The 26,824-nt window shown below is 71.4% G+C and carries 26 protein-coding genes and 1 pseudogene; 16 read left to right on the plus strand and 11 right to left on the minus strand.

Going from position 1 to position 26,824, the window contains the following annotated elements; all coding sequences use genetic code 11:
- Positions 1 to 88 precede the first annotated feature (88 nt).
- The 8 genes and pseudogenes from paaN to ACQPZW_RS16380 all read left to right on the plus strand — a co-directional run bounded on the left by paaN (position 89) and on the right by ACQPZW_RS16380 (position 7,064).
- Positions 89 to 1,756 (plus strand): phenylacetic acid degradation protein PaaN, encoded by a 1,668-nt coding sequence (gene paaN / locus ACQPZW_RS16345; RefSeq protein WP_433795729.1) that lies wholly within the window; start codon positions 89 to 91, stop codon positions 1,754 to 1,756.
- A gap of 284 nt (positions 1,757 to 2,040) precedes the next feature.
- Entirely contained in the window at positions 2,041 to 2,892 is an 852-nt protein-coding gene (gene paaA / locus ACQPZW_RS16350; protein WP_433795730.1) for a 1,2-phenylacetyl-CoA epoxidase subunit PaaA, read from the plus strand.
- Positions 2,889 to 3,176: a 1,2-phenylacetyl-CoA epoxidase subunit PaaB gene (gene paaB, locus ACQPZW_RS16355; RefSeq protein ID WP_433795731.1), complete on the plus strand. Its 288-nt coding sequence runs from the start codon at positions 2,889 to 2,891 to the stop codon at positions 3,174 to 3,176. The genes paaA and paaB overlap by 4 nt, the downstream gene beginning before the upstream one ends.
- Positions 3,177 to 3,187: 11 nt before the next feature.
- A complete protein-coding gene (gene paaC / locus ACQPZW_RS16360; protein WP_433795732.1) occupies positions 3,188 to 4,231 on the plus strand; it encodes a 1,2-phenylacetyl-CoA epoxidase subunit PaaC in 1,044 nt (347 codons plus the stop codon).
- 56 nt (positions 4,232 to 4,287) lie between these two features.
- Positions 4,288 to 4,725 (plus strand): 1,2-phenylacetyl-CoA epoxidase subunit PaaD, encoded by a 438-nt coding sequence (gene paaD / locus ACQPZW_RS16365; protein WP_433797556.1) that lies wholly within the window; start codon positions 4,288 to 4,290, stop codon positions 4,723 to 4,725.
- A gap of 1 nt (position 4,726) precedes the next feature.
- Positions 4,727 to 5,808, plus strand: a pseudogene (locus ACQPZW_RS16370) (2Fe-2S iron-sulfur cluster-binding protein).
- Between the two features lie 79 nt (positions 5,809 to 5,887).
- Entirely contained in the window at positions 5,888 to 6,436 is a 549-nt protein-coding gene (locus ACQPZW_RS16375) for a GNAT family N-acetyltransferase (RefSeq protein ID WP_433795733.1), read from the plus strand.
- Positions 6,437 to 6,527: 91 nt separating this feature from the next.
- Positions 6,528 to 7,064, plus strand: a complete 537-nt coding sequence (locus tag ACQPZW_RS16380; protein WP_433795734.1) for a hypothetical protein — start codon at positions 6,528 to 6,530, stop codon at positions 7,062 to 7,064.
- Between the two features lie 438 nt (positions 7,065 to 7,502).
- On the opposite strand, the gene ACQPZW_RS16385 is transcribed toward ACQPZW_RS16380, so the two are convergent.
- The 4 genes from ACQPZW_RS16385 to ACQPZW_RS16400 form a co-directional block, all read right to left on the minus strand.
- The gene (locus ACQPZW_RS16385) at positions 7,503 to 7,772 is read right to left on the minus strand and encodes a hypothetical protein (protein ID WP_433795735.1); all 270 of its coding nucleotides are present in this window, start codon (positions 7,770 to 7,772) and stop codon (positions 7,503 to 7,505) included.
- 225 nt (positions 7,773 to 7,997) lie between these two features.
- The gene (locus tag ACQPZW_RS16390) at positions 7,998 to 8,435 is read right to left on the minus strand and encodes a hypothetical protein (RefSeq protein WP_433795736.1); all 438 of its coding nucleotides are present in this window, start codon (positions 8,433 to 8,435) and stop codon (positions 7,998 to 8,000) included.
- A gap of 52 nt (positions 8,436 to 8,487) precedes the next feature.
- Positions 8,488 to 8,769: a peptidoglycan-binding protein gene (locus ACQPZW_RS16395; protein ID WP_433795737.1), complete on the minus strand. Its 282-nt coding sequence runs from the start codon at positions 8,767 to 8,769 to the stop codon at positions 8,488 to 8,490.
- Positions 8,770 to 9,014: 245 nt separating this feature from the next.
- Positions 9,015 to 9,404 carry a DUF732 domain-containing protein gene (locus ACQPZW_RS16400; RefSeq protein ID WP_433795738.1) on the minus strand — a complete coding sequence of 130 codons (390 nt, stop codon included), beginning with the start codon at positions 9,402 to 9,404 and terminating at the stop codon, positions 9,015 to 9,017.
- Between the two features lie 628 nt (positions 9,405 to 10,032).
- Here ACQPZW_RS16400 and ACQPZW_RS16405 point away from each other — a divergent pair.
- Both ACQPZW_RS16405 and ACQPZW_RS16410 read left to right on the plus strand, forming a co-directional pair.
- Complete coding sequence (locus ACQPZW_RS16405) at positions 10,033 to 10,929, plus strand: S1C family serine protease (RefSeq protein WP_433795739.1); 897 nt, start codon at positions 10,033 to 10,035, stop codon at positions 10,927 to 10,929.
- A 103-nt stretch (positions 10,930 to 11,032) separates the two neighbouring features.
- A complete protein-coding gene (locus ACQPZW_RS16410; protein WP_433795740.1) occupies positions 11,033 to 11,644 on the plus strand; it encodes a hypothetical protein in 612 nt (203 codons plus the stop codon).
- Here the strand turns inward: ACQPZW_RS16410 and ACQPZW_RS16415 are convergent.
- The 3 genes from ACQPZW_RS16415 to ACQPZW_RS16425 all read right to left on the minus strand — a co-directional run bounded on the left by ACQPZW_RS16415 (position 11,604) and on the right by ACQPZW_RS16425 (position 14,513).
- A complete protein-coding gene (locus ACQPZW_RS16415) occupies positions 11,604 to 13,493 on the minus strand; it encodes a hypothetical protein (protein WP_433795741.1) in 1,890 nt (629 codons plus the stop codon). The genes ACQPZW_RS16410 and ACQPZW_RS16415 overlap by 41 nt on opposite strands.
- 43 nt (positions 13,494 to 13,536) lie before the next feature.
- Positions 13,537 to 13,812, minus strand: coding sequence for a hypothetical protein (locus tag ACQPZW_RS16420; RefSeq protein WP_433795742.1), 276 nt, complete (start codon positions 13,810 to 13,812; stop codon positions 13,537 to 13,539).
- Between the two features lie 260 nt (positions 13,813 to 14,072).
- Complete coding sequence (locus ACQPZW_RS16425; protein WP_433795743.1) at positions 14,073 to 14,513, minus strand: deaminase; 441 nt, start codon at positions 14,511 to 14,513, stop codon at positions 14,073 to 14,075.
- A gap of 83 nt (positions 14,514 to 14,596) precedes the next feature.
- Here ACQPZW_RS16425 and ACQPZW_RS16430 point away from each other — a divergent pair, with 83 nt between their 5' ends.
- Positions 14,597 to 15,556, plus strand: a complete 960-nt coding sequence (locus ACQPZW_RS16430; protein ID WP_433795744.1) for a serine hydrolase domain-containing protein — start codon at positions 14,597 to 14,599, stop codon at positions 15,554 to 15,556.
- Here the strand turns inward: ACQPZW_RS16430 and ACQPZW_RS16435 are convergent.
- Complete coding sequence (locus tag ACQPZW_RS16435; protein WP_433795745.1) at positions 15,545 to 16,084, minus strand: DUF1990 family protein; 540 nt, start codon at positions 16,082 to 16,084, stop codon at positions 15,545 to 15,547. The two genes, ACQPZW_RS16430 and ACQPZW_RS16435, sit on opposite strands and share 12 nt — an antisense overlap.
- Positions 16,085 to 16,201: 117 nt before the next feature.
- On the opposite strand from ACQPZW_RS16435, the gene ACQPZW_RS16440 reads away from it, so the two are divergent.
- Together ACQPZW_RS16440 and ACQPZW_RS16445 are read left to right on the plus strand one after the other, a co-directional pair.
- A complete protein-coding gene (locus ACQPZW_RS16440; RefSeq protein ID WP_433795746.1) occupies positions 16,202 to 17,887 on the plus strand; it encodes a serine/threonine-protein kinase in 1,686 nt (561 codons plus the stop codon).
- Positions 17,888 to 17,895: 8 nt separating this feature from the next.
- Entirely contained in the window at positions 17,896 to 18,402 is a 507-nt protein-coding gene (locus ACQPZW_RS16445; RefSeq protein ID WP_433795747.1) for a DUF6529 family protein, read from the plus strand.
- Positions 18,403 to 18,411: 9 nt separating this feature from the next.
- Here ACQPZW_RS16445 and ACQPZW_RS16450 read toward each other — a convergent pair whose 3' ends face one another.
- Positions 18,412 to 19,197 carry a cyclase family protein gene (locus tag ACQPZW_RS16450; protein WP_433795748.1) on the minus strand — a complete coding sequence of 262 codons (786 nt, stop codon included), beginning with the start codon at positions 19,195 to 19,197 and terminating at the stop codon, positions 18,412 to 18,414.
- Between the two features lie 170 nt (positions 19,198 to 19,367).
- Between ACQPZW_RS16450 and ACQPZW_RS16455 the strand changes: the two genes are divergently transcribed.
- From ACQPZW_RS16455 to ACQPZW_RS16465, 3 genes are all read left to right on the plus strand, one after another.
- Complete coding sequence (locus ACQPZW_RS16455) at positions 19,368 to 20,888, plus strand: hypothetical protein (protein ID WP_433795749.1); 1,521 nt, start codon at positions 19,368 to 19,370, stop codon at positions 20,886 to 20,888.
- A gap of 84 nt (positions 20,889 to 20,972) precedes the next feature.
- Entirely contained in the window at positions 20,973 to 22,076 is a 1,104-nt protein-coding gene (locus tag ACQPZW_RS16460; RefSeq protein ID WP_433795750.1) for an LLM class flavin-dependent oxidoreductase, read from the plus strand.
- A complete protein-coding gene (locus ACQPZW_RS16465; RefSeq protein ID WP_433795751.1) occupies positions 22,073 to 22,687 on the plus strand; it encodes a CE1759 family FMN reductase in 615 nt (204 codons plus the stop codon). Before ACQPZW_RS16460 ends, ACQPZW_RS16465 begins: the two co-directional genes overlap by 4 nt.
- Before the next feature lie 83 nt (positions 22,688 to 22,770).
- Here ACQPZW_RS16465 and ACQPZW_RS16470 read toward each other — a convergent pair whose 3' ends face one another.
- Positions 22,771 to 24,021: a ThuA domain-containing protein gene (locus ACQPZW_RS16470; RefSeq protein ID WP_433795752.1), complete on the minus strand. Its 1,251-nt coding sequence runs from the start codon at positions 24,019 to 24,021 to the stop codon at positions 22,771 to 22,773.
- Between the two features lie 131 nt (positions 24,022 to 24,152).
- Positions 24,153 to 26,798, minus strand: coding sequence for a hypothetical protein (locus tag ACQPZW_RS16475; RefSeq protein WP_433795753.1), 2,646 nt, complete (start codon positions 26,796 to 26,798; stop codon positions 24,153 to 24,155).
- Positions 26,799 to 26,824 lie beyond the last annotated feature (26 nt).

Below are 26,824 nucleotides of genomic sequence, written 5' to 3' on the forward strand. Positions count from 1 at the left end.
TGGCCCGGACGGCCCCGGCGACGGCTGTTCTCCACAGGCAGAATCTAGCCCCTTGATTTACCGACCGATCGGGCGGTTAATGGAGGGCATGACGACGAGTCCCGCTGAGCTGTACCAGACCCATCGCGAGCTGCTCGACCGCGCGATCTCGGCGGCAGCCGCACGTGACTACTGGTCGGCCTTCCCCGAGTCGCCGAGCAAGAAGGTCTACGGCGAGGAGGCGGCGCCGGCCGGCGACCGCGCCTTCACCGCCCTGCTCGGCCAGCCGTTCCCGGTCGACGTGCCCGGCGCCGTCGGCACGGTCGCCACCGAGCGCTCGCCCTACGGCATCGAGCTGGGCGTCAGCTATCCCAAAGCCGACCCGCTCGCGCTCGTCGCGGCCGCCCGCGCCGCCGTCCCCGACTGGCGCGACGCCGGGCCCACCGGCCGGGCCGCCGTCGCCGCCGAGATCCTCACCCGCCTGCACGCCCGCGTCTTCGAGCTGGCCCACGCCGTGCAGCACACCACCGGCCAGGCGTTCGTGATGGCCTTCCAGGCCGGCGGCACCCACGCCCTCGACCGCGGTCTCGAGGCCGTCGCCGTCGCGCTGTCGGCCACCACCCGGCTGCCGGCGCAGACCTCCTGGACCAAGGGCGACCTGGCCATGGAGAAGACGGCGACCGTCGTCGGCCGCGGCATCGGACTGGTCATCGGCTGCACCACCTTCCCCACGTGGAACGGATTCCCCGGCCTGTTCGCCAGCCTCGTCACCGGCAACCCGGTCATCGTCAAGCCGCACCCCGGCGCGGTCCTCCCGCTCGCCATCACCGTGCAGGTCTGCCGTGAGGTCCTTGCCGAGGCCGGGCTCAACCCCGACGTGGTGACCCTGGCCGCCGAGGAGCCGGGCGACGGCATCGCGGCCACTCTCGCCACCCACCCCGACGTGCGGATCGTCGACTTCACCGGGTCCAGCGAGTTCGGCGACTGGCTGGAGGCCAACGCCCGCCAGGCCGTCGTCTACACCGAGAAATCGGGGCTCAACACGGTCGTCGTCGACTCCACCGACGACTACCAGGGCCTGCTGCGCAACCTGGCCTTCTCCCTCTCGCTGTATAGCGGGCAGATGTGCACCACCCCACAGAACATCCTGGTCCCGCGCGACGGCATCGAGACCGACGCCGGCCATCGTGACGCCGAGACCTTCGGAGCCGACCTGTCGGCCGCGATCGACAAGCTGCTGGGCGACCCGCGGCGCGCCGCCGGGACGCTCGGGGCGATCGTCAACGACGGCGTGCTCGGGCGACTCGAGGAGGCCGCATCCGGGCCGGGCGTCCTGCACCCGTCGGCCGCGGTCAGTGACGAGCAGTTCCCCGGCGCCACCATCCGCACCCCGGTCGTGGTGCGACTCGACGCGGCCGACGAGAAGACGTATACGCGGGAGTGCTTCGGCCCGGTCTCGTATCTGATCACCACCGACTCCACGGCGCACAGCCTCGCCGTCTTCACCTCGTCGGTGCGGGCGCACGGCGCCCTGTCCGCGCTGGTCCACTCGACTTCGCCCGCGGTCGTCGAGGCCGCCCGCAACGCCGCGCTGGATGCCGGGGTGCACCTCTCCGAAAACCTGACCGGTGGGGTGTTCGTCAACCAGACGGCGGCCTTCAGCGACCTGCACGGCACCGGCGCCAACCCGGCAGCCACCGCCTCGCTGACCGACGACTGGTTCGTGGCCGGGCGTTTCTTCACCCTCCAGTCCCGTCGTCACGTGGTGCCCTCATGACCGCCGCCTCGCCGGTGCCCTCGTCCTCGCCGGTGCCCTCGTCCTCTTCGGCGCCTCTCTCGCCTGCGGCCACGTCCTCGCCGTCCCCCGCCACCGCCCCGTCTTCAGCGCCGCCTTCTCCGCCGTCCCTCTCCTCTGCCTCCTCCTCGGCCTCTTCTTCCTCCTCCGCTTCTGTCTCCGCCGCCTCTTCCTCCTCCGTCGCTGTCTCCGCCGCCTCTTCCTCCTCCGCGTCGGCTTTTGACGAGGCGATTTCGCGGGATCAGCGGATCGAGCCGGCCGACGACATGCCGGAGGGGTATCGCAAGACGATGATCCGGCAGATCGCGCAGCATGCGCACTCGGAGATCATCGGCATGCAGCCGGAGGGGGAGTGGATCACCCGGGCGCCGACGCTGCGCCGCAAGGCGATCCTGCTCGCCAAGGTGCAGGACGAGGCCGGCCACGGGCTGTACCTGTACTCGGCGGCCGAGACCCTCGGAGCCGACCGGGGCGACCTCACGCAGCGGCTCATCGAGGGCCGGCAGAAGTACTCGTCGATCTTCAACTATCCGACCATGTCGTTCGCCGACGTCGGTGTGATCGGCTGGCTCGTCGACGGCGCCGCCATCTGCAACCAGGTCCCGCTCTGCCGCAGCTCCTACGGCCCCTACGCGCGGGCGATGATCCGGATCTGCAAGGAGGAGTCGTTCCACCAGCGGCAGGGCTACGAGCTGCTGATGACCATGATGCGCGGCACGACCGACCAGCAGGCCATGGTGCAGGACGCCGTCGACCGCTGGTGGTGGCCGTCGCTGATGATGTTCGGTCCGCCCGACACCGAGTCGCCGAACACGGCGCAGTCGATGGCCTGGAAGATCAAGCGCCACACCAACGACGAGCTGCGGCAACGCTTCGTCGACATGTCGGTGCCGCAGGCCGCATCGCTCGGCGTCACCCTGCCCGACCCGGAGCTGCGGTGGAACCCCGAGCGTGGCCACCACGACTTCGGGCAGCCCGACTGGGCCGAGCTGAAACGGGTGATCACCGGCGGCGGGCCGATGAACGAGCAGCGCATCCGCCGGCGCCGCGAGGCCGACTCCGACGGGGCATGGGTGCGCGAGGCGGCCGTGGCCCACGCGGCGAAAGGGATGGCATGACCAGTCACGAGTGGCCGTTGTTCGAGGTGTTCGTGCGGGCCAAGCGCGGCCTCAACCATGTGCACGTCGGTTCGCTGCGAGCCGCCGATCCCGAGATGGCGCTGCACCACGCGCGTGACCTCTACACCCGGCGCAACGAGGGTGTCAGCATCTGGGTCGTCCGGTCCGACGCCGTCGTGGCCAGCGACCCGGCCGCCAAGGAGTCGCTGTTCGAGCCCAGCGCCGACAAGGTCTACAGGCATCCCACGCACTACGCGATCCCCGACTCCGTACCGCACATCTGAGGGGGCGAAGCATGGCATTCGACGACGCCTACGACGCGCTAACCGATCATGAGGACGATGCCCGCTGGGCGTACGGGACGGGGTTCAGTGATCCGTTGGCCGGAGTGGCCGACGATCTGCCCGACGGCGTGGACCGGGGCGACCTCGCCACGTATTGCCTGATGCTCGGCGACGACGCCCTCGTCCTGTCACACCGCCTGCAGCAGTGGATCACCCGGGCGCCGGAGCTGGAGGACGAGCTGGCGCTCGCCAACATCGGCCTCGACCTGCTCGGCCAGGCCCGCCTGCTGCTCACCCGGGCGGGTGTCGCCGAGGGCCGCGGTCGTGACGAGGACGAGCTGGCCATGCGCCGTGCGGTGGCCGAGTTCCGCAACGTGCGGCTCACCGAGCGGGCCGACGCCGACTTCGCGCACCTCGTGGCCCGGCTCTGCGCCTTCTCGGTGTGGCGGCTCGAGCTGCTGCAACGGCTCACCGGCTCACGCGACCCGATGCTGGCGGCGATCGCGGCCAAGGGAGTGAAGGAGGTGACCTACCACCGGGACTATGCGGCCCAGTGGGTGGTCCGCCTCGGCGACGGTACCAAGCTCTCCCGGCAGCGGATGGCCACGGCCGTCGAGGAGCTGACGCCGCTGCTCGGCGAGTTGTTCCAGCCGCATCCGGTGGAGACCCGGCTGGTCGCGGCAGGAGTCGCCGTGGACCCGGCGGAGGTGCGGCCGGCCTTCGACGAGATCTGGGCGTACGTGCTGACCACCGCGACGCTCGACCCGTCCGCGCCCGCGTCGCCACGTCCCCCTTCCGCTCCTCCTCCCGGCTCCGCTTCGTTCGCGGAGCCGCCCGGCTCCGCCGACTCCGTTACGTTCTCAGAGCCGCCCGGCTCGGTTGGCTCGTCTACTTCCGCGGAGCCTCCCGGCTCGGTTGGCTCGTCTACTTCCGCGGGGCCGTCCGGCTCGGTTGACTCCGCGGGCGGGCGGGACGGGGAGCACGGGCCCGAGCTGGCGGCGATCCTGGACGAGATGCAGGAGCTGGCCCGATCGGTTCCCGGGGGCTCCTGGTGACGGCGACGGCGACGGCTGCTGACGTGGTCGGGACGGTCGTCGACCCGGAGCTGCCCATGCTCACCCTTGCTGAGCTGGGGATCGTCCGGGACGTGCGGCAGGATGACGACGGTGTCGTGGTGACCATCACGCCGACCTACTCGGGGTGTCCGGCCATGGAGACGATCCGCAGCGACATCCACGTCGCGTTGCGTCGAGCCGGGTTCGGGCGGGCCGAAGTGCGTACCGTGCTGGCCCCCGCCTGGACCACCGACTGGATCAGCGAGACCGGCAGACGCAAACTCGCCGAGGCCGGGATCGCCCCACCGGGTGCGGCCCCCGCGCGTGCGGCGGCTCCGATCCCGCTCACCCTCGGCGTGCGCACCGCGGTCGCCTGTCCCCGATGTGGGCAGTCGTCCACCGAGGTGCTCTCGGCGTTCGGCGCCACCGCCTGCCGTGAGCTGCGTCGATGCCCCGCGTGCCGGGAGCCGTTCGAACACGTGCGGGAGATCTGAGATGCCATTCCATCCGCTGCGGGTCGCGGCGATCGACCGGCTGTGCGCGGACGCGGTCGCCGTCACGTTCGACGTTCCACCCGAGTTGTCGACGGCATTCCGGTTCGGTCCGGGGCAGTCACTGACCGTGCACCGCGACGGCGAACGGCGCACCTACTCGATCTGTGCACCGGCCGGGGCCGCGCCGCGGATCGGTGTGCGGGAGGTGCCCGGCGGCCGGATCTCGCGGTGGATCGTGCACGACCTCCGGCCCGGTGACCTGGTCGAGGTGGCGCCGCCGTCGGGCACGTTCACACCGGATCTCGCCGCCGGTGGCCGGCACGTGCTGATCGCCGCCGGATCGGGTATCACCCCGGTCCTGTCCATCGCAGCCTCCCTGCTGGACAGTGCGGTGGTTCCGGCCTCGTCGTCGGCGGGGTGGCTCGATCGTGCCGCCCGGCCCGGACCGTCCCGGGGGCCGAGGTGACGCTCTTCTACGGCAACCGGCGCGCGGACACGGTCATGTTCGCCGAGGAGTTGGCCGACCTGAAGGACCGGCACCCGGACCGGCTCGAGCTGGTGCACGTGCTGTCGCGGGAGGCGCGGGAGTCCGAGCTGTTCAGTGGCCGGCTCGACGCGCAACGACTGCGGGAGCTTCTGCCGCTGATGGTTGACGTGCCGGCGGTCGATCACTGGTGGCTCTGCGGGCCGTTCGGGATGGTCACCGACGCGACCACGGTTCTCGGCGAGCTCGGGGTACCGGCCGGGCGGGTGCACCGGGAGCTCTTCTGGGTGGACGAGGCGCCACCTCCGCCGGTCCGCCCGGAAGCGCTGATGGCCGGGCCGACCAGCGAGGTCACCGTGGTGCTCGACGGGCGCAAGACGACCGTACCCGTGCCGGAGGGTGTGACCCTGCTCGACGGAGCCCAGAAGTCGCGGCCGGACCTGCCGTTCGCCTGCAAGGGCGGGGTCTGTGGGACGTGCCGGGCCCGTGTCACCGAGGGCGAGGTCACGATGCGGCGCAACTTCGCGCTGGAGGCGGCCGAGGTGGACGCCGGGTTCGTCCTCACCTGCCAGTCCCTGCCCACCACCCCAAGGTGGTGATCGATTTCGACCAGTGAGGCGGTGGTGCGCCGCGGAAAATCGCGTTACGGCCGCGGCCGGCCGGAGCAGAATCGGCCGGATGTGGATCAGGGAAGCGCGGCTCGACGAGTTACCGGCACTGCGGGAGATCGAGCGGGCCGCGGGTTCGCTGTTCCGGGAGATCGGCATGCCGGAGATCGCCGACGACGAGCCGCTGTCCGTCGAGGTCCTGGCCGGGTATGTGACCGCTGGCCGCGCCTGGGCCGCCGTGGATCCGGAGTCGCTGACCGCTCGCGCGGAGGGGATCCGGGTGATCGGCTACCTGATCGCCGATCTCGTCGACGGGAACGTTCACGTCGAGCAGGTGTCGGTTGACCCGCGGTTCTCGCGGCGGGGGATCGGGCGGCTGCTGCTCGATCGTGCGGCGGCCTACGCGCTGAGAGTCGGGGCGACGGCGCTCACCCTCACCACCTTCGCAGAGGTGGCTTGGAACGCGCCCTACTACCGGCGGTGCGGATTCGAGACGATGTCGGATGCGGCGATCACGCCGGAGCTTCGAGCGGTGCGTGCGCACGAGACCGCGATAGGGCTCGACCGGTGGCCCCGGGTCTGTATGCGACGAATGCTGAGCCAGACCTCCTTCGGATGAAATGTCCCGAACTGACGGCGGTTTGCTGATCGGTGAGCATGGCCTGTCGCCAGGATGGTGCCGGAAAAGTAGCCGACACCCGGAGAAGGCGATGAAGAAGTCCCTGGCCTTTCGCGTCATCAGCGGCGTCATCGTCGCGTCGACACTGCTCGTCCTTCCCGCCACCGCGACCGCCGCGGTCCAGGAACTGACGAGCCCCACCGATCGTTCCGCCCCACCCGCCCCGAGTGAACGGGCCGCCGGAAGCGTCCCCGGTGGTCAGGGGGCGGCGCCGTCGCTCGCGAGGCCGGGTGTCGTGAGTCTGCCGTTCCGGCTGGTCGTTCCCGGCGCGGTCGCCTCCGGCGCCTACACCACGGCCAAGGGCGCCTCGCAGATCACCGTCAGTCTCAAGGTCACCGGCCGAGCGCCGTGCGGCGTGCTCCAGACGACCCGCAACGGTCCCGCCGACGGCATCGAGTGGCACACCGTCGGCGCCCTGTGCAGCCCGGGAACCGCGACCTTCCGCACCGAGGTCAACCGCCTCTGGGGCAGCCGGTCACTTCCGTCGGTCCGCCTCTGCAACGGTGACAGCCTGGGCCTGGCCGAGGGCGTCGACTGCGACGACTACGTCCCGCGCCGGGGCGCCTGAGACGGGCTCGCCGACCGGGGGTCATAGGAGCCGGGTGAGGCCTGCGGCCGTGCTGCGGGTGTCGGGACGGGCTCGCCGATCGGGGGTCATAGGAGCCGGGTGGTGCCTTCGGCGGTGATGCGGGTGTCGAGACGGGACTGGTCCAGATTGGCGCAGAGCACGATCGACGCCCCCGCGGTCAGCGGTGCCATCAGCCACGACACGGGTCCTCGCAGGCTGCCGTGTCGACCAGGATCCGGGCGCCGGGTTCGATCCCACGGGCTTGCGCCACAGCGGCCGCCGTCACGCCGTACTCCCCGAGGGTCATGCCGTCGACGGTGGCCGCCGCACCCGCCGCGACCCGGTCCGATGGTGGCGGCGTTCCGGGGCGGGCCCGCGCCGCGGGCGCGAAATCCCGATAACCGAGAGGTACGTCCGGAGCCGGCCCACCGTAGGGTGTCAGCCCCAGAACGAACCGGTGCGCGGCCGCCGGCACGTCTTCGAGCCAGCTGTCACGCGTCGCCGTTCGACGAATGTCACGTCCAGCTCGGGCCCGGTGTCCGGCGACAGCCCGGCCGCGCCCCAGCCGCGGAACGACACCTCGATCCCGGCCGCCCACGCCCCGAGCAGCACCGCCGCCGTCTGCCAGTGCGGCGGCAGCAGCACCCCGGCCCGGCTGCCGCGCCGCAGCCCGCATCCGGGAGGTGAGCAGATCGGCCGTCGCGGCAACCCAGTCACCCAGCCCGGCCGCGGTGAGTCCGGTGTGTTCGCCGGTGGCGTCGTCGTAGAAGGTGACCAGTTGATCGCTCATCGCGACCGGCCTGACGAGGTCCGATCGTGGAGCCCGCCGCCCGGGACGCCCGGGTCATCAGCATGTAGAAACGGTCATCCGGCCTCGGGCAGCAGCGACCATCGCCGTCCTCGCCCCGAGGACGTGACCAAGGTCCGAACCGGTCAGGACCCGGTGCCGACCCGCTCGACCTCAGTGATGACCTTCCACAGGATCGGCGGGACGTCGGGGGTGCCCTGGACCGTCGAGACCGTCTTGCGGTAGCCGCTGCGGTAGGTGACGCTCAGCCGGTACTCGAAGCGGTCGCAGCAGGGGTCCTTCGGCTGGTACGAGGCGCGTAGCCGCAGGAAGTCACGGCTGCCGGCCATGCGCAGCGCCAGCGGCCCGCCGGGTGTTCCGCGGTCGACCTGGAAGGTCTCCTGCTGTCCCGCGAAGCCACCGGACCGGTCCAGTGTGATCGACGTGGCGATGAAGGGTGCGGCGTTCGCAGGTGCCGCCGGGGCGAGCGCGACGGCGGCGCACGCGGTGACCAGGGCGGCGAGGCTCTTGCGGCGGTCCATGGCGTCCTCCGGTTGTCCGGCGTCGCCGGTCGACGCCCTCACTGCTGACAACCTCCGACAAAACCTCTGAGAAACGGACAATCATCCGAAGGGATCAGGCCGCCCGGATGCGGTTTATCTCGCGGGCCTCGGCCGCGTACCGGGCCAGCAGATGAACCGTGCGCGGCCCGGCGTCGCCGTCAGCCGGCAGCCCGGTCCGCGTCTGGAAATAGCGGACCGCCTCGACGAGTTCCGCGTCGTCCGCTCCGACCCGCACCCCGAGATCGGCGAACAGCGCCCGCAACACCTCGGGATCCGCCGGCGGAACCGGCTCCGACCAGCCGATCAGACCGCCGACGGCGTTCCCGACCAGGCTGAGCATTCCTCGTGCCGACATCGTGACCTCCCGTGTCTTGGGTGATCCCAGCATCTCGGCAGTACCTGTGCCGAACATCTGCCCACCGTCTCCAAACCCTGTGCGCGACTGCGACTTTCGGCCGATCCCGAAGTCTTCATCGCGGATAACGCGGGTCTTTGAACGAGGGCACTGTGGCCGATATCAATCCCACTTCCGGCGTCGGCCTTCCAGGCACTCCGGAAAACCTGAACGGTCGAAAGCACACGAATGGTCCGTGTCGGTGGTCAGCCTCCGCTGCTACTTTCGTCCGTGTTGCCGCTTTCGTCCACGCTCCCGTTCGGGTCCGCGCTGTCGCTCGGGTCCACGTCGCCGCCGGCGGCCTCGCCTGCGCTTTCACCTGCGGCTTCGGCTTCGCTTTCGCACAGGGTGCGCCGGGCCAGGCCGACCAGTTGCCGGGCTTCGGCGGCTGGAAGCCCGTATTCGGTGACCTCCGCCGCGACCGCCTTACGCGGATGCCCGGCAGCGAGCGACGCGCACGCCTGCCCGCCGATCACGGAGATCTCCTCGTTCCGCAGATCCACCGCGGCCTCGGCCAACTGCCCGCGCACCGCGGCGAGAAACCGCTCATCCGCCGGCGTCGCGCTCGCCACCGGCGCGGCCACCGCGTCACTCATCGCAGGCGCGGCGGCTGACGGCTCAGGATCCTTCCATTGGGGTACGGGCGGAGAGCTCGCACATCCGGCGATGACCACGACGGCCGTCCCCGCAGCGGCGACAAGCCTGAGCCTCCTGACCGCACCTCCCGCAGAACCGCCGGCCGTCCCCGGCGCCGCAATGAACTCCGGCCTCTTCACCGGGCCTCCCGGAGAGCCGCCGGCCGTCCCCGCCGTAGCGCCGCCGCCGGTTCGCTGATCGTCGGCCCGAACGGTCGCCGCTCCACGGCCGGCCGCACCCGCCCGACCACGCGAACCCCCTCACCCGGCGGCATCACCCGCCCGGCACGCACAGCGAAGGGCTCCTTCTCAGGGCCCGCATGACCGCCGGCCCGCCGCTCGTACACAGGCGGTGGCGGTGGTGCTCCGGGCGTCGCGCGGACGGCGACGGAAGCGGTGTGATCAGGGCTGTAAGCGGAATCCCGGTCACCCGGGAACGAATCGGGGAGAAACACCCGGCCGACCCTAGACGCCGGACCGGGGGTTCGGCGTTGCCGCGCCGGAGCCACCCGGTCGGGGGACCGGCGGCACAGCGAAGTCACAGACGGCTCACCGCTGCGGAACAAATTCGGGGCGCAGTCTCGACCTCATGACGGACCTGATGACGCGCCCCACCCGGAATGACGACCAGGGCCACGGCGGCCACGAGACGCGCGCCCCTTACGGGCGGCATCGGGTGACGTACGACCTGCCGCCGACAAACATCCCGCCGATGCTGGTCCACAGCCGGCGCGACCCCCGGTGGACACGGCGGATGGCCGGCGGCGCAGCGGTCCTCGTCCTGATCGCGGGCGGCGGAGCCACCGGGGCGTTCCTGACCGAGGACTACCTGAGCTCCCGCCCCGCCCAGGCCGCGACCGCCGCGACGACGATCACCGAGACCTCCGACCTGGCGCCGATCGTGGCGAAGGTCCAGCCGAGCATCGTGACCGTCCTGGTCGACGGCGCCCGGTCGTCCTCGCTGGGCTCCGGCGTGATCCTCGCCGAGGACGGCCTGATCCTCACCAACAACCACGTCATCGAAGCGGACGGCACGGTGAGCGTGCGCCTCTCCGACGGCCGGACCGCGCCGGCCAAGGTGGTCGCCACCGACACCACCCATGACCTGGCGCTGGTGCAGGCCACCGGGCTGACCGGCCTGACCCCGGTCACGTTCGCCGCGGACGACAGCGTGGCGGTCGGCGACACGGTCCTGGCGTTCGGCGCGCCACTCGGCCTGGAGGGCACCGTCACCTCGGGCATCGTCTCGGCCCTCGACCGCAGCGTCGACACCGGAGACGAGAAGCTGACCGGCCTGCTCCAGACCGACGCCGCCATCAACCAGGGCAACTCCGGCGGAGCCCTGGTGGACACCTCCGGCCGGGTGGTGGGCATCAACGTGGCCATCGCCACGGCCGGCGACAGCACCGGCAGCGTGGGCCTGGGTTTCGCCATCCCCGCCGGCACTGCCACCGCAGCCGTGAACCAGCTGCGTTCCGCGCTCTGACCGAGCCGCGGGCGGGTGACGGTCGGCTCGGTCAGCTCTGTTCCGGGCTCTGATGGGGCTGCGCGCGGGTGACGGCCCGTGGGGGCGCCGAGATGCTGGCCGGATGCGGGAGGGGTGGATTCACATCGGGCGTCTGTGGACCAACGGAGAGCAGTTCCTGGCCGTCGACAGTGCCGGGCGTGGCCATTGGCGCGGGCACAGTGACGACGAGTTCGATCGGACCCTCGACCTGAGGCAGGACCAGACCGGGCTCCTGGTCGGGCCACGGATGGCGGCTCTCGTCGGTGGTGACGGTGTCGTACGCGACGACAGCTGGATCGAGGTCTTCCGGGGCGAGTCCGGGGCACTGGCGTTCGTGCAGGCCGGCGGACCCGACTACCCGGTGACGCTGGCAGCGGCACTGAACCATCCCGATGACGAGGATTCCGACGGCCCGGTGGTGGAGGTGGACAGCGGCGAACTGGCCGTCTTCACCGCAGCCGCCGACGGGGACGGGGAGCTCGCGAGCCCGTTCGAGCAGGCGCGGCCCGGTCCCGTCCCGGCGGAGCACGGGCCGCCGTCGCGGGGTGTCGATCCGGGCCTGCTCATCGAGACGAACGGTGTGACCGCGTACCGCCTGAAGGTCCGCTGGTTCACCGAGCTCGACGAGGTAGGCCGTTTCGCGCGCTGGCTTCTCATACCGGTAGAGCCGAGCCACGAACCGGCCATCGCGTGACGACAAGCTGAGGCGCTGCTCCCGACCAAGCTGTGGGCGCAGGCCTCGACCGCGGGTGGTCTTCAGAAGTCGCGCCAAGCATCGAACCACTCGCCGGCGATGGTGGAGGGCACCCCGGCGCGCGACGCCAATGCCATGAAGGCGTCACCCGCTTCTTCGCGGCGGACAGTGTCGATGATGCAGAACTTCGCGTCCAGAGCGTTGAGCCTCTCGACCAGCCCCGCAGAACCGCCTCGGCAGAAGTGATCACCGAGCCGGAGCGCGATTCCGGCTCGTCGGCGACGGAGAGGGGGCCGGGAGCGGGCAGCGACATGGGGAGCGGATGGGGGAAGGGCTTCAGCGCGGTCGGCTTGTCTAGGGCCTTCAAGGCTGTGGCGTAGGCCTTGCACGCGGCAGCGCCGGCAGTGGGATTGTCGTCGGCCCAGTCGCGGAACGGGTTGTCCAGGTTGGCGGCCAGCCAGCGGTCGGACTTGGCGCCCGTCAACGACAGGGTCACCGGGGATTTGCGGAAGCGGGCGCGTAACCCGCGGGCCGTAGAACCGCGCAAGCCGGAGATGAGCAGGTCGTCCAGGGGCAGGTCGGGGAGGGTATCCGCGTCCATCGCGTAGGCGTCGAACATCTGCAGCAACCGTAGGTGAGTCAGAGCCGTCAAGGCGGTCGGGTTGTCCAGGCGGCCCGGTGGTGACGTCCAGCGGAGGGACACGGTGTGCGCCTCGAGGAAGGCGGCGATGGTGTCGGCCGAAAGCGCGCCGGCACCCGACAGGGACACCGACCGGACTCCCGACAAACCGGCGGGCGCCACGGTTGCGGGCGTCGCCGCGAAGATGTCGAGGTGCAGCCAGCGACCGTCATCGAGCGCACGAACCGTGCGAACCGACGCGGCCCCGTTGGTGGGCTGGGTAGATACAGCGTCACTGGTTGGTTGGGCGGATACAGCGTCGCCGGTGGGAGGCGGGGACGTGGCGCCGGTAGCCGACGGAAGGGTTGCGTCGCTCACGGGCGAGGCATGGCCGGTGGTGGGGGCCGCCGCGCCGTTGTCGGCTGGTGGGCTGGAAGCGGCGTTGGCGGCTGGTGGGGGAGCAACGCCGTCGCTGACCGTGGGAGTGGGTGGGCCGTCGATGGTGAGGGTGCGGGCCCGGGGTGCCAGGTGGAGCTGACGTAAGGAGTCGCCGGTGATCCGGAGACTCGTTATCCGGGTCCGGGTGAGGTCGACCGTCTCGGGAGCGTCGGACCACGTCAAGGAGCTGACCATCGGATGCCGCCCCAAGGCCGCCACCAGGCCCCGGTCGGGCCCGGACCAGTGGATGCCGGTGCAGCGTGGCAGACGGTCCAGCACGGACCAGTCCATGGGGCGGCCTGGCGGATACGCCGACAGGTCCAGGTGCTCCAGGGCCACGGTCTCGGTCTGTGGGCCGTCGCCGCGGTCGATGGTGACCGGGTCGGCGCCCCGGGAGCGACGGCGGGCGGCGCGGGCCTCCTCGGGCAGGTCGGCCCACTCGCGCTGAAGGACGGTAGCGATCAGTGGCCAGTCCCAACCGGAGATGCTGTCGACCTCGCCGGGCACGCCGGGTGGCACCGGCAGAGTGCCGATCCAGGTGAGATCCGGGGGCAGCGGATGGTATCGCGGTGCGACGGAGGTCTGGGCGATCTCCGCCCGGAACCGATGCCGGCTGAGGACGGCCGGTCCGACCCCGCGCAGGTCGTCGAGCCCGGGTGGCTCCGGCGAGGACCAGTCGAGGGCGTGGATGACGACGGACTCGCCGTCGAAGCCGGACACCTGGCAGGCGCCGAACCCACCGCCGGGCAGCGGCGCGACCGCCACGTCACCGACCTGAAGCCGCTTCCTCATGCGCCAGAGGCTAGACCCACCCCCGACAAATCACTGCGAGTGATCAGAGCGTGGCGCGGAACTCCGGCCAGTGGCCCCAGAAACGCTCGACCTCCTCGATGACCGACTGCAGTCCGGCAGCGACCTCGCGGGGCACCGGAGTGCCGTCGTCGAACGTCGGAGTGGACGGCAGATAGTAGAGACCACCCCGTACACCAGGCTCGACGCCGAGGGTCAGCACGTGTCCGTCCATCTCGAACTGCGTCGCGAACCGTCGGCTGCGCACGATCGCGCCGGTGTGGTGCCGTGCTTCCCGGGGCTGCAGCGCCTGGACCGTCATGACGTCCTCCTCACGAACCAGGACCGAACCTGGTAACAGTGAGTACGCATGGGGTCGGTGAGGCGTTCAGCCCACGGAGTCCGATTTTTTATTCGGTACGGACCGGCCCGCCCTCGACCGCACCACGGTCGCCCCGTCGGCTACGAGGCGACGTCCGGGGTGGTTCCGGCCGAAGGGCGCTTCCGGGCTGGGGGCGGTGGCCGCCGGGACCGCGGCGCAACGAGCCCGGTTGCGTTCGGGGGCCGGCTGGCGCGTACCCCTCAGAGGTTGAGATGGGTGTTGGCCGCCCGCGCCGCCGCAGCGTGCTCGGAAAGCTCGATCACCTCGATGCCGGCGGCGATGAGCAGTGCCACGCCCTCGCAGGTGACGAAGAGGTCGGGCTCGCGCCAGGCGATGACCACCCGTGGGATGCCGGCCGCGATGATCAGGCCGGCGCAGGTGGCGTGGGGGCGGCTGGCGCGTTTGGAGCAGGGTTCGAGGGTGCTGTACATGGTGGCGGTCCGCAGGCCGGTGCGGCCGGCGACGCGCAGCAGGGCCGACTCCTCGGCGTGGACCTGCGGGTCGGAGTCGCGGGACCAGCCGCTGGCCAGCTCGTTGCCGGTGGCGTCGACGATGACCGCGCCGACCGAGAACGCCGACGTGGAGGACGGGCAGCGGCCGGCCAGATCGATCGCCCGGCGCATCCACCGATGGTCGTCCATGCTGCTCCCCGTCGTGCGACCCTGGGTCCGAACCGCACACTACTACCGGCCGGACGTTGTGCCCGCCTCCCAGAATGGACGCCGTGACCGATCTCGACGCGTTGACCCGCCAGGCCGTCCAGCAGCTGGAACCGAACCGGCACGGGGTGGTCGTCGCCGCCCTGACCGACGGGCACACCGAGGTTCAGGCGACCGGTGGCCTGACCGTGGACTCGCGCCTGGAGATCGGGTCGGTGACCAAGGTGTTCACCAGCCTGGTGCTGGCCCGGCTGATCGAGTCCGGCACGGTGCGGCTGGACCAGCCGTTGAGCGATTTCCTGCCGGCGCCCACGGGCATCACGCTGCGGCATCTGGCCACGCACACGTCGGGTCTGCCACGGCTGCCGAAGGGGATGCTGCTCAAGGCGTTGCTGCGGCCGAACACACCCGATCCGTACGCGCACTGCACCGCCGACCAACTGATCGAGAACCTGTCCCGGATCCGCCCGGCCACCCCCGGCACGCGTTTCCGGTACTCGAATCTGGGCGCCGGCCTGCTCGGACTGGCGCTGTCCCGGCACACCGGCCTCTCCTACGGCGATCTGGTGGCGCGCGAGGTCGGCACACCGCTCGGCCTGGTCAGCACCGGCGCCGGTGGCCCGGTGGCGCCGGAGCACAACGCGAAACGCCGCCCGACCGAGCCGTGGAATCTGGCCGATCTGGTCGGGGCGGGTGGTCTGCGCTCCACGACGGCCGACCTGATCCGGTTCGTCCGGGCGCACGTCGAGGAGTCGCCGGTGACGGCCGCGGTGGGGCTGGCGCTGGACGTCGAGCACCGGGTCAACCCGTTCCTGACCGTGCGCCTGGGCTGGATGGCGCAGCGGATGCACGCCAAACTCGGCGGTCACCTGCAGATCTATCACAACGGGCAGACCGGTGGGGCGTACGCGTTCGCCGGTTTCGACCCGGAGAAGCGGGTCGGTGTGGTGGTGCTCAGCGACACGGCCCGTTCGGTCGACGGCCCGGCCATGGAGCTGCTGCGGGGCCTGCAGTCACGGGCATGACAGCCGCCGCATCGATCGGATGTAACGCTGGGTGGCGATCTCCTGGGCGAGGGTGGTGAGCGGCCCGCCGAGCCGTGCCAGGGTGGTCGCCGGCCGGGAGAACGCGGTGATCCGGAAGCGGATCCGCCCGGAATCGGTCAGGTGCAGGACGAACGCCTCCTCGCCGCGCTCCGGGTGCCCGTCGAGCGTGCCGTAGGCGAACCCCTGCCGGTCGGGCTGGTCGATGCGGTAGACGACACGGCACGGCGCGGTCAGTCGCAGCGGCCCGGCCCCGACCCGGATCACCACCGGCAGTCCGGGCACCGCCGGCGCGCGGGTGCCGACGGCCAGCCCGGCGCCCCGGTGCACGTGGAAGGTCAGCAGGGCTTCGGCGGCCCGGTCGAAGACGTCACGGCCGGCGCCGACCTCGACGTCGCGCAGCACGTGCCGGTAGCCGGTGGGCAGCCGGGCGTCCCGGGTCGCGCCGACCTCGGGATAGGTGAACGGACCGTCCAGCAGCACCAACTCACCGTAGACAACACTCGCCATCGATCGGCGTCTTATAGAAGAATGCAATTCGCGAGTGGAGCGCTGAACCGCATGAAGATCGACGTGGTTATGACAGTCGGTGGGGCTTAGCTGATCTATTTGGCAAGGGGTACGGGGATGGCCGCTCACGAACCACTCGGCAGGGAGTACCTGCTGCACGAGGAGATCGGTCGCGGCGCCGTGGCGATGGTCCGGCGCGCGACCAGCCGGCACGGTGGCCCGCCACTCGCGGCGAAACTGCTGCGGCCGGAGCTGGCCGGTGACCGCCGGGTCCGTGAGCTGTTCCTCCGTGAGGACGCGGCGCTGCGTGCCCTGAGCCATCCGGCGATCGTGGGCCTGCGTGACCTGATCGTCGAGGGCGGCACGCTGGCCCTGGTGATGGAGTATGTGGACGGTCCCGACCTGCGCCGCTACCTGTCGATGCGGGGCGGCCGGCTGACCCCGCCGGAGGTCGTGGTGGTGGCCGCCCAGACCGCCGCGGCCCTGGCCTACGCCCACGGGCGGGGTGTCGTCCACCTCGACCTCAAGCCGGAGAATCTGCTGGTCGTGCGCGGGTCGACCCCGCCGGAGGTGCGGATCACCGACTTCGGCGTGGCGGTCCTGCTCGGCGGCGCGCACCCCTCGGTGGCCGGTGGCACTCCCGGCTACACGGCTCCGGAGATCTTCCAGGGTGGACCGCCGACTCCGGCCGCCGACGTCTGGTCGCTGGGTGTGCTGTTGCTGGAGATGACCACGGGCCGGCCCGAGGGTGACCCGTCGGCGCTGCCCGGCCCGCTCGGCCCGGTGGCCCGCGACTGCCTGGCCGCTGATCCGCGGCGCCGGCCGCCGGCCGCCCGGGTGGCCGCCTACCTGCGGCAGTTCGCGGCGCAGGCGCAGGGCATCCCGCCGGTCGCGCCGGTGTCGGGGCATCCGATGGGTGACGGGGAGCCGGCCACTCTGGCGCTGGGCTTCCCGCCGCCGCAGCTGCCGCAGCCGACCTACCCGCCTCCCGCGCCGCCGCAGCCGCCGAGGGCCGCCTTCATCGGCCACCAGGCAGGGCCGCGGGACACGATCGGGAGCTGGGCCGGTCAACTGCCCTCCCACCAGCCGCCGCCCGCCCCGAGGAGACGCTGGCGCCGTGGCCCCCTGATCACCCTGGCCGCCGCGGTCGTGGTCGCCGCCGTGGCCACCGGGCTCAACCTGACCTCCTCGGCCGACGCGCGCACCGGCAACCTGGTCACCCAGGTCAGCATCCCGCCCGCGGTCACCCCGGTGGAGAAGGGCACTCTTCCGCCGACCGACGGCGTGGCCCTGCCGCCACTGAACACGCCGGCGGCCGAGAAGCTGCGGGTCACGATGGCCGGCAAGGTCGACGACGAGGCGGGCACGCTGGCCATCTCGATCCGGGACGGGCAGGCGATCGCGTACATCTGTGACGGCGACCGTCTGGAGGCCTGGCTGAAGGGCACCGCCAAGAACGGGCTGCTCAACCTCACGGGCAAGAACAACACCAAGATCACCGGCCTGTTCGACGCCCGTCGCGCGGCCGGGGAGGTGACCGTCGAGGGCCGGGCGCACCGGTTCGAGATCGGTGTGGTGCGCAAGCCGTCGGGGCTCTACCGGCTGAGCAGCCAGGTGGGTGGCGCGCGGGTCGACGGCTCGTGGATCGTGCTGCCGGACGGTCGTCAGGTGGGTGTGCTGCTGCGCGGTGAGGCGCCCGGCCCGGCGCCGGTGCTGGACCTGACCGGGCGCAGCACCACGATCGACGGCGCGACCGTCACCGGGGCGACCACCATCGATGTGGACACCGGGGAGGGATTCTGAGGCCGCGCGTGTGGCTGCCCGTGGTCGCCGGTGTCGGGGTCGCGGTGGGTCTCGGCGTCTACGGGCGCCTGCACGAGCCGGTCGGCACGTCGGAGGTGGACACGTTCCTGCGGATCCAGACGTTGAAGGTGTGGCTGGCCACCGGAGTCGCGGCGTTCCTCGCGGTGCAGTTGCTGACGGCGCTCGCCATCTACGGGGTGCTGCCGGGCGCGGCGTGGGTGGGGGCGGTGCACCGCTGGAGCGGCCGGATCGCGCTGCTGCTGTCGATGCCGGTGGCGGTGCACTGCCTCTACACGTTCGGTCTGCGGTTCGACACGCCCCGGGTCCTGGCGCATTCGCTGCTCGGCTGTCTGCTCTACGGCGTGTTCGTGACGAAGATGCTGCTGCTCAGCCGGCCGGGCGACGGGCGGGGCTGGGGTCTGCCGGTGGCCGGTGGGCTGGTGCTGACCGCGGTGGCCGGGTTGTGGCTGACGTCGGCGCTGTGGTTCTTCACCACCATCGGCCTGAAATGGTGACGTGACGGGTCACCAGGTGGCCAGCACCCGGGCCTGTCCGCCGGAGCCGCCCTCGTAGGGGATCAGGCCCACGAAGATCGTCGCGCCGGTGCGGGGCAGGCGGTCGAGGCCGGCCAGGTTCTCCAGGCCGTAGCGGTCGGCGCCGGTCAACGCCAGGTGCGTGTCGAAGGTCTCCGAGATCCCCGGGTCGATGCTGAGCGTGTCGACGCCGAGGCTGCGGATCCGGCGGCGGCGCAGCAGCCACTCGCAGGCGTCCGTGCCGAACCCGGGGAAGTGCAGCGTCCCGGCCGCGTCGGTGCCCCGGTACGCGTTCGCGTCGCCGACCCGGGAGCCCCAGCCGGAGTACATGAGCACCGCCGCGCCGTCCGGGATCCGCCCGTGCCGGCGCTCGAACTCCCGCAGGTCGTCGACGGTGACCTCGGTATCCGGGTCGTGGGCGGCCCGCCGGGCGATGTCGACGACGACGGCCGGCACGATCAGCTCGTCCGGCCGCAGTTCGGTGGCGAGCCGGCCACCCGCGGTGAAGTGCGCGGGCGCGTCGACGTGGGTGCCGATGTGCTCGAGGACGCGCCACTCCTGCATGTAGTAGCCGTCGTCCTCGATCGTCGTCACGGTCCGGCGGACCGCCTCCTCACCGGGGCTGAACCCCGGGAACGTCTCGGACAGCGGATAGGTGAGGTCGCGGAGGCCACGGCCGGTGCGGGCGGCGGCGGGTTCGGCGGTGACGGCGGTGGCGGCGAGCCCGGCAAATCCGGCGAGCGCGGCCCGGCGGGTGACATTGTGTCGAGTGCACATGCACACATCGTGCCGGTGGCGAGGCGTGCGTCCAATAGGAATCACACTGTGTCGATCCCGTGACCGTCGGTCCCGCCGGTGTCCACTATGACCACGACACGGGTGGCCGTACATCCAAAAGGTTCTGATCCGGGATCTCACCGTGACCAGCCGCTGACAGTGTGTCGAATGTGAACGCTGCTCGGGGGAAGGCGCTCGCCTGGCTCTGTCATCCGGTGACGGTGACAGCGCTGGCGCTACTCATCATCAATGACCATCTGCTGAAGTCCGCCTGGCCGGGATGGGTGACCGGCAAGCTCAGCGACGCGGCCGGGATGGTCCTGGCGCCGCCGCTGCTCGCGGCCCTGACGGGCCTCATCGTGCCGCGCCTGCCGTTCCGGAGGGTGGCGGTTGCGGCGATCGTCACGGTGGGTGCGGGGTTCGCCTTCGTCAAGCTCTGGGGGTACGGGGCGCAACTCGCGTCCGAGGCCTGGAGCCTGATCACGCCCTCGCTGGTCCGGGCCGACCCGTCCGACCTGCTGGCCTGCCCGTTCCTGGCAGTGGCCTGGTGGGCAGCGCACCGGCCGCTCGGGGCAGTGCCCGCCCGGCGCTGGATGCGCGCACTGCGGCTGGCCGTGGTGCTGCCCGCGGCGCTGTTCGGTGTGGCGGCGACCAGCGCGACGCCGACGCCGGAGGCGACCGGGGTGCTGGTCGAGGGCGACGTCGTCTATCTCGTCGCCCACGACGCCGGCTATGGGTCTGCCTGGTCGGTGAGCCGCGATGGCGGGCGCACGTTCGTGGACACCGAACCCCTGCCCCTCCCGTCGGCCTCCGTCCCTGCCCCCGCCTCCGCAGCCCCTTCCGCCTCGGCCTCCGCCGCCGCCGGGACGTCGGACTGCGCCCGATCGGTGCCGGTGGTCTGCTACCGAGTGACGGACGCATACCGGATCGCGGTGGATAGTCGCACCGGCGACGGCCCGTGGCGGGAGTACTGGAGCCTCAGCCAGGCGCAGTGGTCGGCACTCAAGGAGGGCTATCCGCACGAGGACTCGACGCACCTCAGGTCGGTCGCGCTGGCGGTGCTGGACGTGCCCGGCGGTCACGTTCTGGTGGTCGCGAACGGCCGGGACGGGTTCGCGGTCCGGGATGAGGCCGGCTCGTGGCGGCGCATCGGCATCCCGGCCCTGCCGGACGACGAGTCACCGCTCGACCTCCCGGAGGCCGACGCACCGGTGATGACCGACGACACGCCGGGCATCGCGGCGTTGTCGCTCGGCATGTTCCTGGCCGGCCTCGTGCTGACCTGCGCCGGCGTGCATCGGGCGGTACGGGCCGGGCGGAGCCGGGCCTGGTGGCTGCTGCCGGTCCCGTTCGTGGGGGTCTTCCTCTGCACGTTGCCGGCATCCGTACTGGCCTGGGACGGCATGCCGGAGCTGGCCGGTTTCCTGACGATCGTGACCGCGGCGGCGAGCCTGGCGCTCGCGGTCATCGCTCTCGTGGTCGGCCGGGCGCCTCTCGAGGAGTTGGGCCGGGCGCTCGTGCTGATCCTGGGGATGCTGGGCCTGGCGTATCTGATCTGGCTCCTGGTCGGCCGTCGTGACCCTCTGCTCCTGCTGTTGTGCCTGCCCGTCGGCGCGATCGTGGCCGCTCCGGGCGTGTTCTGGATCCTGAGGCCCCCTCGTGTGACCCCCGCCGCAGCCAGATTTGTTTGAATCTGAAATAGTTGCGCAGTCAAACGCGTTGTGCGGGGCAGTCCGGGAAGTCAGATTCCCGGCCGATCAGTCCAGGAGCCGGTCATGCAGTTCGGAATCTTCAGCGTCAGCGACATCACGACGGACCCGACCACCGGCCGGACCCCCAGCGAGGCCGAGCGGATCAAGGACATCGTCGCCATCGCCAAGCACGCGGAGGAGGTCGGCCTCGACGTCTTCGCGCTCGGTGAGCACCACAACGAGCCGTTCTTCTCCTCGTCGCCGACCACCACGCTTGCCTACATCGCCGCGCAGACCTCGACGTTGCAGCTGTCCACCGCCACCACGCTGATCACCACCAACGACCCGGTGAAGATCGCCGAGGACTTCGCGATGCTGCAGCACCTCGCCGACGGCCGCGTCGACCTGATGCTCGGCCGCGGCAACACCGGGCCGGTCTACCCGTGGTTCGGCAAGGACATCCGGGCCGGCATCCCGCTCGCCATCGAGAACTACTCGCTGCTGCACCAGCTGTGGCGTGAGCACGTCGTCGACTGGCAGGGCAAGTTCCGCACCCCGCTGCAGGGCTTCACCTCCACGCCGCGCCCGCTCGACGAGATCCCGCCGTTCGTCTGGCACGGCTCGATCCGCAGCCCGGAGATCGCCGAGCAGGCCGCCTACTACGGCGACGGCTTCTTCGCCAACCACATCTTCTGGCCGGCGTCGCACACCCAGCGGATGGTCCAGCTCTACCGGCAGCGGTTCGAGCACTACGGCCACGGCTCCGCCGACCAGGCCATCGTCGGTCTCGGCGGGCAGGTGTTCATGCGTAAGAACAGCCAGGACGCGGTGAAGGAGTTCCGCCCCTACTTCGACAACGCCCCCGTCTACGGCCACGGCCCGTCGCTGGAGGACTTCACCCGCGAGACGCCGCTGACCGTCGGCAGCCCGCAGCAGGTCATCGACAAGACCCTCGGCTTCCGGGAGTACGTCGGCGACTACCAGCGGCAGCTGTTCCTGCTGGACCACGCCGGCCTGCCGCTCAAGACCGTCCTCGAGCAGCTCGACCTGCTCGGCGAGGAGGTCGTCCCGGTGCTGCGCAAGGAGTTCGCCGCTCTCAAGCCCGCGCACGTGCCGGACGCGCCCACCCACGCGTCCCTGCTCGCCGCCAAGAACGCCACGGCCGCCAAGGAAGAAGTGAAGGCATGAAGCAGCGCAAGCTCGTCGTCATCAGCGCGGGCCTGAGCCAGCCGTCGTCGACCCGCCTGCTCGCCGACCAGTTGGCGGCGGCGGCGGGCGGAGCGGCCGCCCGGCTCGGGGTCACCCTCGACGTGCAGTTCATCGAGCTGCGCGACCTGGCCCACGAGATCACCGACAACATGCTCACCGGCTTCCCCGGGACCACGCTCAAACAGGCCCAGGAGGCGGTCACCGCGGCCGACGCCCTGATCACCGTGACCCCCGTGTTCTCGGCCGGCTACAGCGGACTGTTCAAGTCGTTCTTCGACGTCCTCGACAAGGACGCCCTGGTCGACAAGCCGGTGCTGCTCGCCGCCACCGCCGGCACCGCCCGGCACTCGCTGGTCCTGGAGCACGCGATGCGCCCGCTCTTCTCCTACCTGCGGGCGGCGATCCTGCCGACCTCGGTCTTCGCGGCCAGCGACGACTGGGGCGCCAACTCGGTCGAGGGCCCGCTGCGCGCCCGCGTCGACCGCGCGGCCGCCGAGCTCGCCCGCGAGGTCGAGCGCCGCGAGCCGGCAGTGGTCACCGACCCGTTCGCGCTCACCGCCAACTTCGAGGACATGCTGAAGAACCTCTGAGCCGGATGGCCCGGGTCTCCCCGGGCCACCGCTCCTGTCACCCTCTTCTCAAGCCTCGTGTCACCCGGGGCGGGAGCCTCGTGTCACCCGAGGCGGAAGCTCTGTGCGGCGCTTCCGTTGCACGCGTACTGGACGAGCTGGACGCTGTCGGCCGCGCTGGCGGCGGGGACGTCCAGGCACTTGCCGCTGTTGCGGTTGACGAAGTGGTAGTTACCGCCCCCCTCGGCGATCGCCTGCCACTGCTGGTTGTTGCCACCGCCGTACGCCCACGTCTGGATCTTGGCATTGTCGGCCGTGGAAACGTCGGTCACGTCGAGGACCTGGGCGCTGTTGCCGCGGTTGTCGATGCGGACGTAGCCACCGCCGGCCGAGGCGAACCGGTACTGCTGCGCGTTCGAGCCGTTGCAGGCGTACTGCTGGATCGCGGTGCCGTTGACTGTTCCGGCCGCTCGCGCGTCGACGCACTTGCCACTGCTCTTGTTGATCACCTGGTACCAGACGGCCGGGTCGATCGGGCTGTCGCCCGGCGGCGGGGTGGTCGGGCCCTGGCCGCCCAGCCACTGCAGGCCCTGGATCAGCCACTGGTTCTGCTGGGCGCTGGCGAACGTCGACGACGTACGCGTGTTGGTCTCGTAGTTCATGGCGTTGTGGCCGAAGTTGGCGTACAGCATCCGGTAGTTCTTGTTGGTCCACAGGATCGGGTAGTAGCCACTGCGCCACTGCTGGTTCGGGTCGGTGCCGACCGGGAACGTGGACGCGTCGAGCGAGGCCAGGACGTCGATGTTCGGGTTCTGGCGCAGGTCGTTGCTCCACGAGTACCACTCGCTGACCGACGACTGGATGGTGGCGGGCAGCCCGGCCGTGGACGGGTGGTTACGGTTGTCGATCCGCAGGGTCTCCGCGGTCGGGCCCCACGTGTTGGTGGCGAAGTTCCCCGAGCCCAGGAACGTGTTGTGGTACCAGCTCCACGAGCTCGCGCTGGTGGTGAACGCGCTCACGTGGAAACCGAGGAACCCGCCGCCGTTCTGCATGTAGGCCTGGAACGCGGCCCGTCGCTCGGCCGGCGGCCCGTCGTCCAGGAACATGACCACCTGCACGCCGGCCAGGCCGGAGGCGCTCAGGCGGCTCCAGTCGGTGGTGGCCTCCCAGGTGAAGCCGTGCTGGGCGGCGGCCTTCGGGAACCAGTCCCGGGCTTCGGAGTCGAAGTCGATGTGCGCGGCGTCCCAGGTGCCGTTGTAGAAGGCGAGCACCTTGAACGGGGCGGCGGCGGCCACCGGGGCGGTGTGCGCGAACAGGCCGGTGGCGATCGCGGTGAGCAGGGTAAACGATGCCACAAGGGCGCGTCTGAGCAGGGTTCTGGCCAACGGGGACACCTCGGGGACGCAGGGGCGGGGGAGGGCGGCGCCGCTTGGCGTACATCCTCAGACATCGATGCCCGGCCTCGCAAGGTTAACAGTCCTAATAGTTAAAACATTTTCCTAACGTGTCCGTCACCCTGGCGGACACAGCTCCTGCGGGGCCGCCCCCGGGAAGTCCCGACTCCAGTCGACCTCGACCGGCTGCGCGCAGGTGTGGCGGATGACAGCGTCGAGGTCACTCTCGATGCGCCACAGCGCCGACTTGCCGTCCAGCAGATACAACCGGTCGCCGTCGAGCCGGGGGAGCTCAGGCGCAGGCCCTGAGTGTGCAGGGACAGTATCCGTCTGCCGCTCCGGGCGTCCCAGACCCGGGCCTCGGCCCCGTCGACGACGGCGACAGTCCGCCCGGCACTGTCGAAGGCGGGAGTGTTCGTCTCGTCCAGGCCGTCGGCTCGGGCCACGACCCGCGGCGCCTCCGCGTCGGTGACATCCATGATCGTGACGGTGGCGTTGCCGAGGTAGGAGGTGACGGCGATCAGCCCGCCCGCCCCGGCCTGCACGACCGCGGGATGCGGAACATGCAGCAGGGTCGCGATCAGCCGACCGTCGGGCGTCCAGCTCTCGATGGCGTCCTGGTTGCCCTGACGGCGACTGAGGATGATGCCGGAACCGTCGGCGAGCACGGCGGTCCCGACGACGTCGCCGGGAGGCAGCCGTCGGAAGGAGGAGTCACCCGGGCGCCACACCCGGGCTGTCCCGTCCAACCCCACGGCACTCAGCAGGGAGCCTGAGCGGTCCATCCCGTCCAGCATCCCGAGGCCGTCCGGCGCCGCGATCCGGTAGGGGTGGTCCAGGTCCGCCAGATCCCAGAGGTCCGAGCGGGTACGCCCGGTCCAGTAGATCGCCCGGCGGTCGTCGACGCCGGCCGAGTGCCGGTGACCGTCCGCCACGGACATCCGGCCCGCCGGTAGCCAGGCCCCACCGTCGCGCCGCCAGAGCTGCTGGTCACCCGTGTCGTCGCCGTAGGTGAGCGCGTACCGCCCGGGCGGATCGAGGTATCCGCGACCGAGAGTGGTGGCGCCACCGGCGGCATGCGCCAGCAGCAGCGCATCGCGTGCCTTGGTGGTGGGTGCGAGCCGATAGGCGGCCAGTGCGAGCATGGCCGCCTCACGCGGCCGCCCGGCGATCATGTCCCTGGCGGTTTCGGAAGCCCGCAGGGAGAGCGCCTCGTTGCGCTGCCGGGCGGCCCGGTGCTGCGCGGCCGCCGCGGCCAGCGTGGTGCCGGCCAGGAGGATCGCCAGCGCGGCCATCCCCGCGGCGACCCGGCGCGACCGTCGTGCGGCGCGCCGGCCGGCCTCGGCACGCCCGCGATCCGCGTCCAGACCGGCGTCGAGGAACTCGCGTTCACGGTCGTTGAACCTGTCCCGCAGCGGCGCCGCCTGATCGAGGGAAGCACCCCGGTAGAGAATGTCGGGGTCGCGATCGTGAGCCTCCCAGTCCGCGGCGGCCCCGGCGAGCCGATGCTGGATGCGCAGGACGTCCCGGTCCTGGGCGAGCCAGCCTGCCAGCCGTGGCCAGGCTCGCAGCAGGGCCTCGTGGGTCAGCTCGACGGTGTCGCGGTCGATGGTGATCAGCCGGGCTGCGGCGAGCAGGTCCAGGAGGGCGTCCGGCACGGGCAGATCGGCGCGGCGGGCCCGCCGCTTGGTGTCCTCGACACCGTCGCCCGGCACCACCAGACGCGTGAACAACAGGCGGGCCGCCCTGCGATCGTCCTCGGTGAGATGTTCGTAGGTGCGTTCGGCGGTACGGGCGAGAGCATGCTCGATACCGCCGACGTCCTCGTAGCCGCCCAGCGTCAGCACCACTCCACGGCGGCGCTGCCAGGTCTCGGCGAGCGCGTGCGACACCAGCGGGAGCGCGTTCGGCTGCCCGGCGACATCCGAGATGAGCCGGGCGACGAGCGCCGTCTCGATCGTCGCTCCCGCACGGACGGCCGGTTCCGTGATCGCCGACCGCAGTTCCTCGACGGACATCGGCCCGACCAGCACCTGCGCGCGGTGCAGTGCGGTGACCAACTCGGGGTGCCGTGCGCAGTGACCGTAGAAATCGGCGCGCACGCCGACCACGATGTGAGCCCGTGGCCCGGCGGCGGCGGTCAAGGCCCGGATCAGCCAGAGCCGTTCGGCGTCGCCGCAGAGGGTGAACACCTCCTCGAACTGGTCGACCACCAGCAGCACATCGCCGCCGGCCTTCGCCAGCCAGCCGCGCAGCGACTCCGGGCCGGCGGCCAGGTCGCTGCGGACGCGGTGCGCGGGCTCGTCGGCGAGGTGCGCTATGGCCGCGGCCAACTCGGTGACCGGGTCGGCTCCCGGCGTGACCAGGATCGTGGTGCGGTCGGTGCGGGCCATCAACCCGGCCTGCAGCAGCGACGACTTTCCCGCGCCGGAGGGGCCGAAGACACCGACGAAGGGACGCTCGTCGACGAGGGTCACGAGGGTCCCGGTCACCGCCTCGCGGCCGAAGAACCGGTCGGCGTCACCCACCCCGTAGGCGGCCAGGCCGGCGTACGGGGTGGGCGCGTCGGGGTCCGTACCCCGTTGCGCCGCAGCGACGCGCCGCCACCGCTCGGTCCACTCGTCGACGTCACCGCCGCAGGCCCCGACGACGGCGAGGGTGATGGCGAGGCTGGGCAGGCGACGGCCGGACAGCGCATCGGACAGCGCCGCCGCGGAGTAGTTGGTCAGCCTCCCCAACTCGCGGTACGGCAGCCCCCGGTTCC

Origin of the sequence: Actinoplanes sp. CA-252034, from assembly GCF_050956125.1 — a bacterium.
GTDB lineage: Bacteria > Actinomycetota > Actinomycetes > Mycobacteriales > Micromonosporaceae > Actinoplanes.

Coding starts and splice junctions, on each gene's coding strand:
- ACQPZW_RS16400 (WP_433795738.1), bottom strand. CDS start 9,404: ATGAGTGACGCGGTGGCCGCGCCGGTGGCGAGCGCGACGCCGGCGGAT.
- ACQPZW_RS16435 (WP_433795745.1), bottom strand. CDS start 16,084: ATGGCGAGTGTTGTCTACGGTGAGTTGGTGCTGCTGGACGGTCCGTTC.
- paaD (WP_433797556.1), top strand. CDS start 4,288: ATGCTCACCCTTGCTGAGCTGGGGATCGTCCGGGACGTGCGGCAGGAT.
- paaB (WP_433795731.1), top strand. CDS start 2,889: ATGACCAGTCACGAGTGGCCGTTGTTCGAGGTGTTCGTGCGGGCCAAG.
- paaA (WP_433795730.1), top strand. CDS start 2,041: ATGCCGGAGGGGTATCGCAAGACGATGATCCGGCAGATCGCGCAGCAT.
- ACQPZW_RS16380 (WP_433795734.1), top strand. CDS start 6,528: ATGAAGAAGTCCCTGGCCTTTCGCGTCATCAGCGGCGTCATCGTCGCG.
- paaC (WP_433795732.1), top strand. CDS start 3,188: ATGGCATTCGACGACGCCTACGACGCGCTAACCGATCATGAGGACGAT.
- ACQPZW_RS16465 (WP_433795751.1), top strand. CDS start 22,073: ATGAAGCAGCGCAAGCTCGTCGTCATCAGCGCGGGCCTGAGCCAGCCG.
- ACQPZW_RS16375 (WP_433795733.1), top strand. CDS start 5,888: ATGTGGATCAGGGAAGCGCGGCTCGACGAGTTACCGGCACTGCGGGAG.
- paaN (WP_433795729.1), top strand. CDS start 89: ATGACGACGAGTCCCGCTGAGCTGTACCAGACCCATCGCGAGCTGCTC.
- ACQPZW_RS16395 (WP_433795737.1), bottom strand. CDS start 8,769: ATGTCGGCACGAGGAATGCTCAGCCTGGTCGGGAACGCCGTCGGCGGT.
- ACQPZW_RS16440 (WP_433795746.1), top strand. CDS start 16,202: ATGGCCGCTCACGAACCACTCGGCAGGGAGTACCTGCTGCACGAGGAG.
- ACQPZW_RS16420 (WP_433795742.1), bottom strand. CDS start 13,812: ATGACGGTCCAGGCGCTGCAGCCCCGGGAAGCACGGCACCACACCGGC.
- ACQPZW_RS16410 (WP_433795740.1), top strand. CDS start 11,033: ATGCGGGAGGGGTGGATTCACATCGGGCGTCTGTGGACCAACGGAGAG.
- ACQPZW_RS16405 (WP_433795739.1), top strand. CDS start 10,033: ATGACGGACCTGATGACGCGCCCCACCCGGAATGACGACCAGGGCCAC.
- ACQPZW_RS16425 (WP_433795743.1), bottom strand. CDS start 14,513: ATGGACGACCATCGGTGGATGCGCCGGGCGATCGATCTGGCCGGCCGC.
- ACQPZW_RS16460 (WP_433795750.1), top strand. CDS start 20,973: ATGCAGTTCGGAATCTTCAGCGTCAGCGACATCACGACGGACCCGACC.
- ACQPZW_RS16415 (WP_433795741.1), bottom strand. CDS start 13,493: ATGAGGAAGCGGCTTCAGGTCGGTGACGTGGCGGTCGCGCCGCTGCCC.
- ACQPZW_RS16450 (WP_433795748.1), bottom strand. CDS start 19,197: ATGTGCACTCGACACAATGTCACCCGCCGGGCCGCGCTCGCCGGATTT.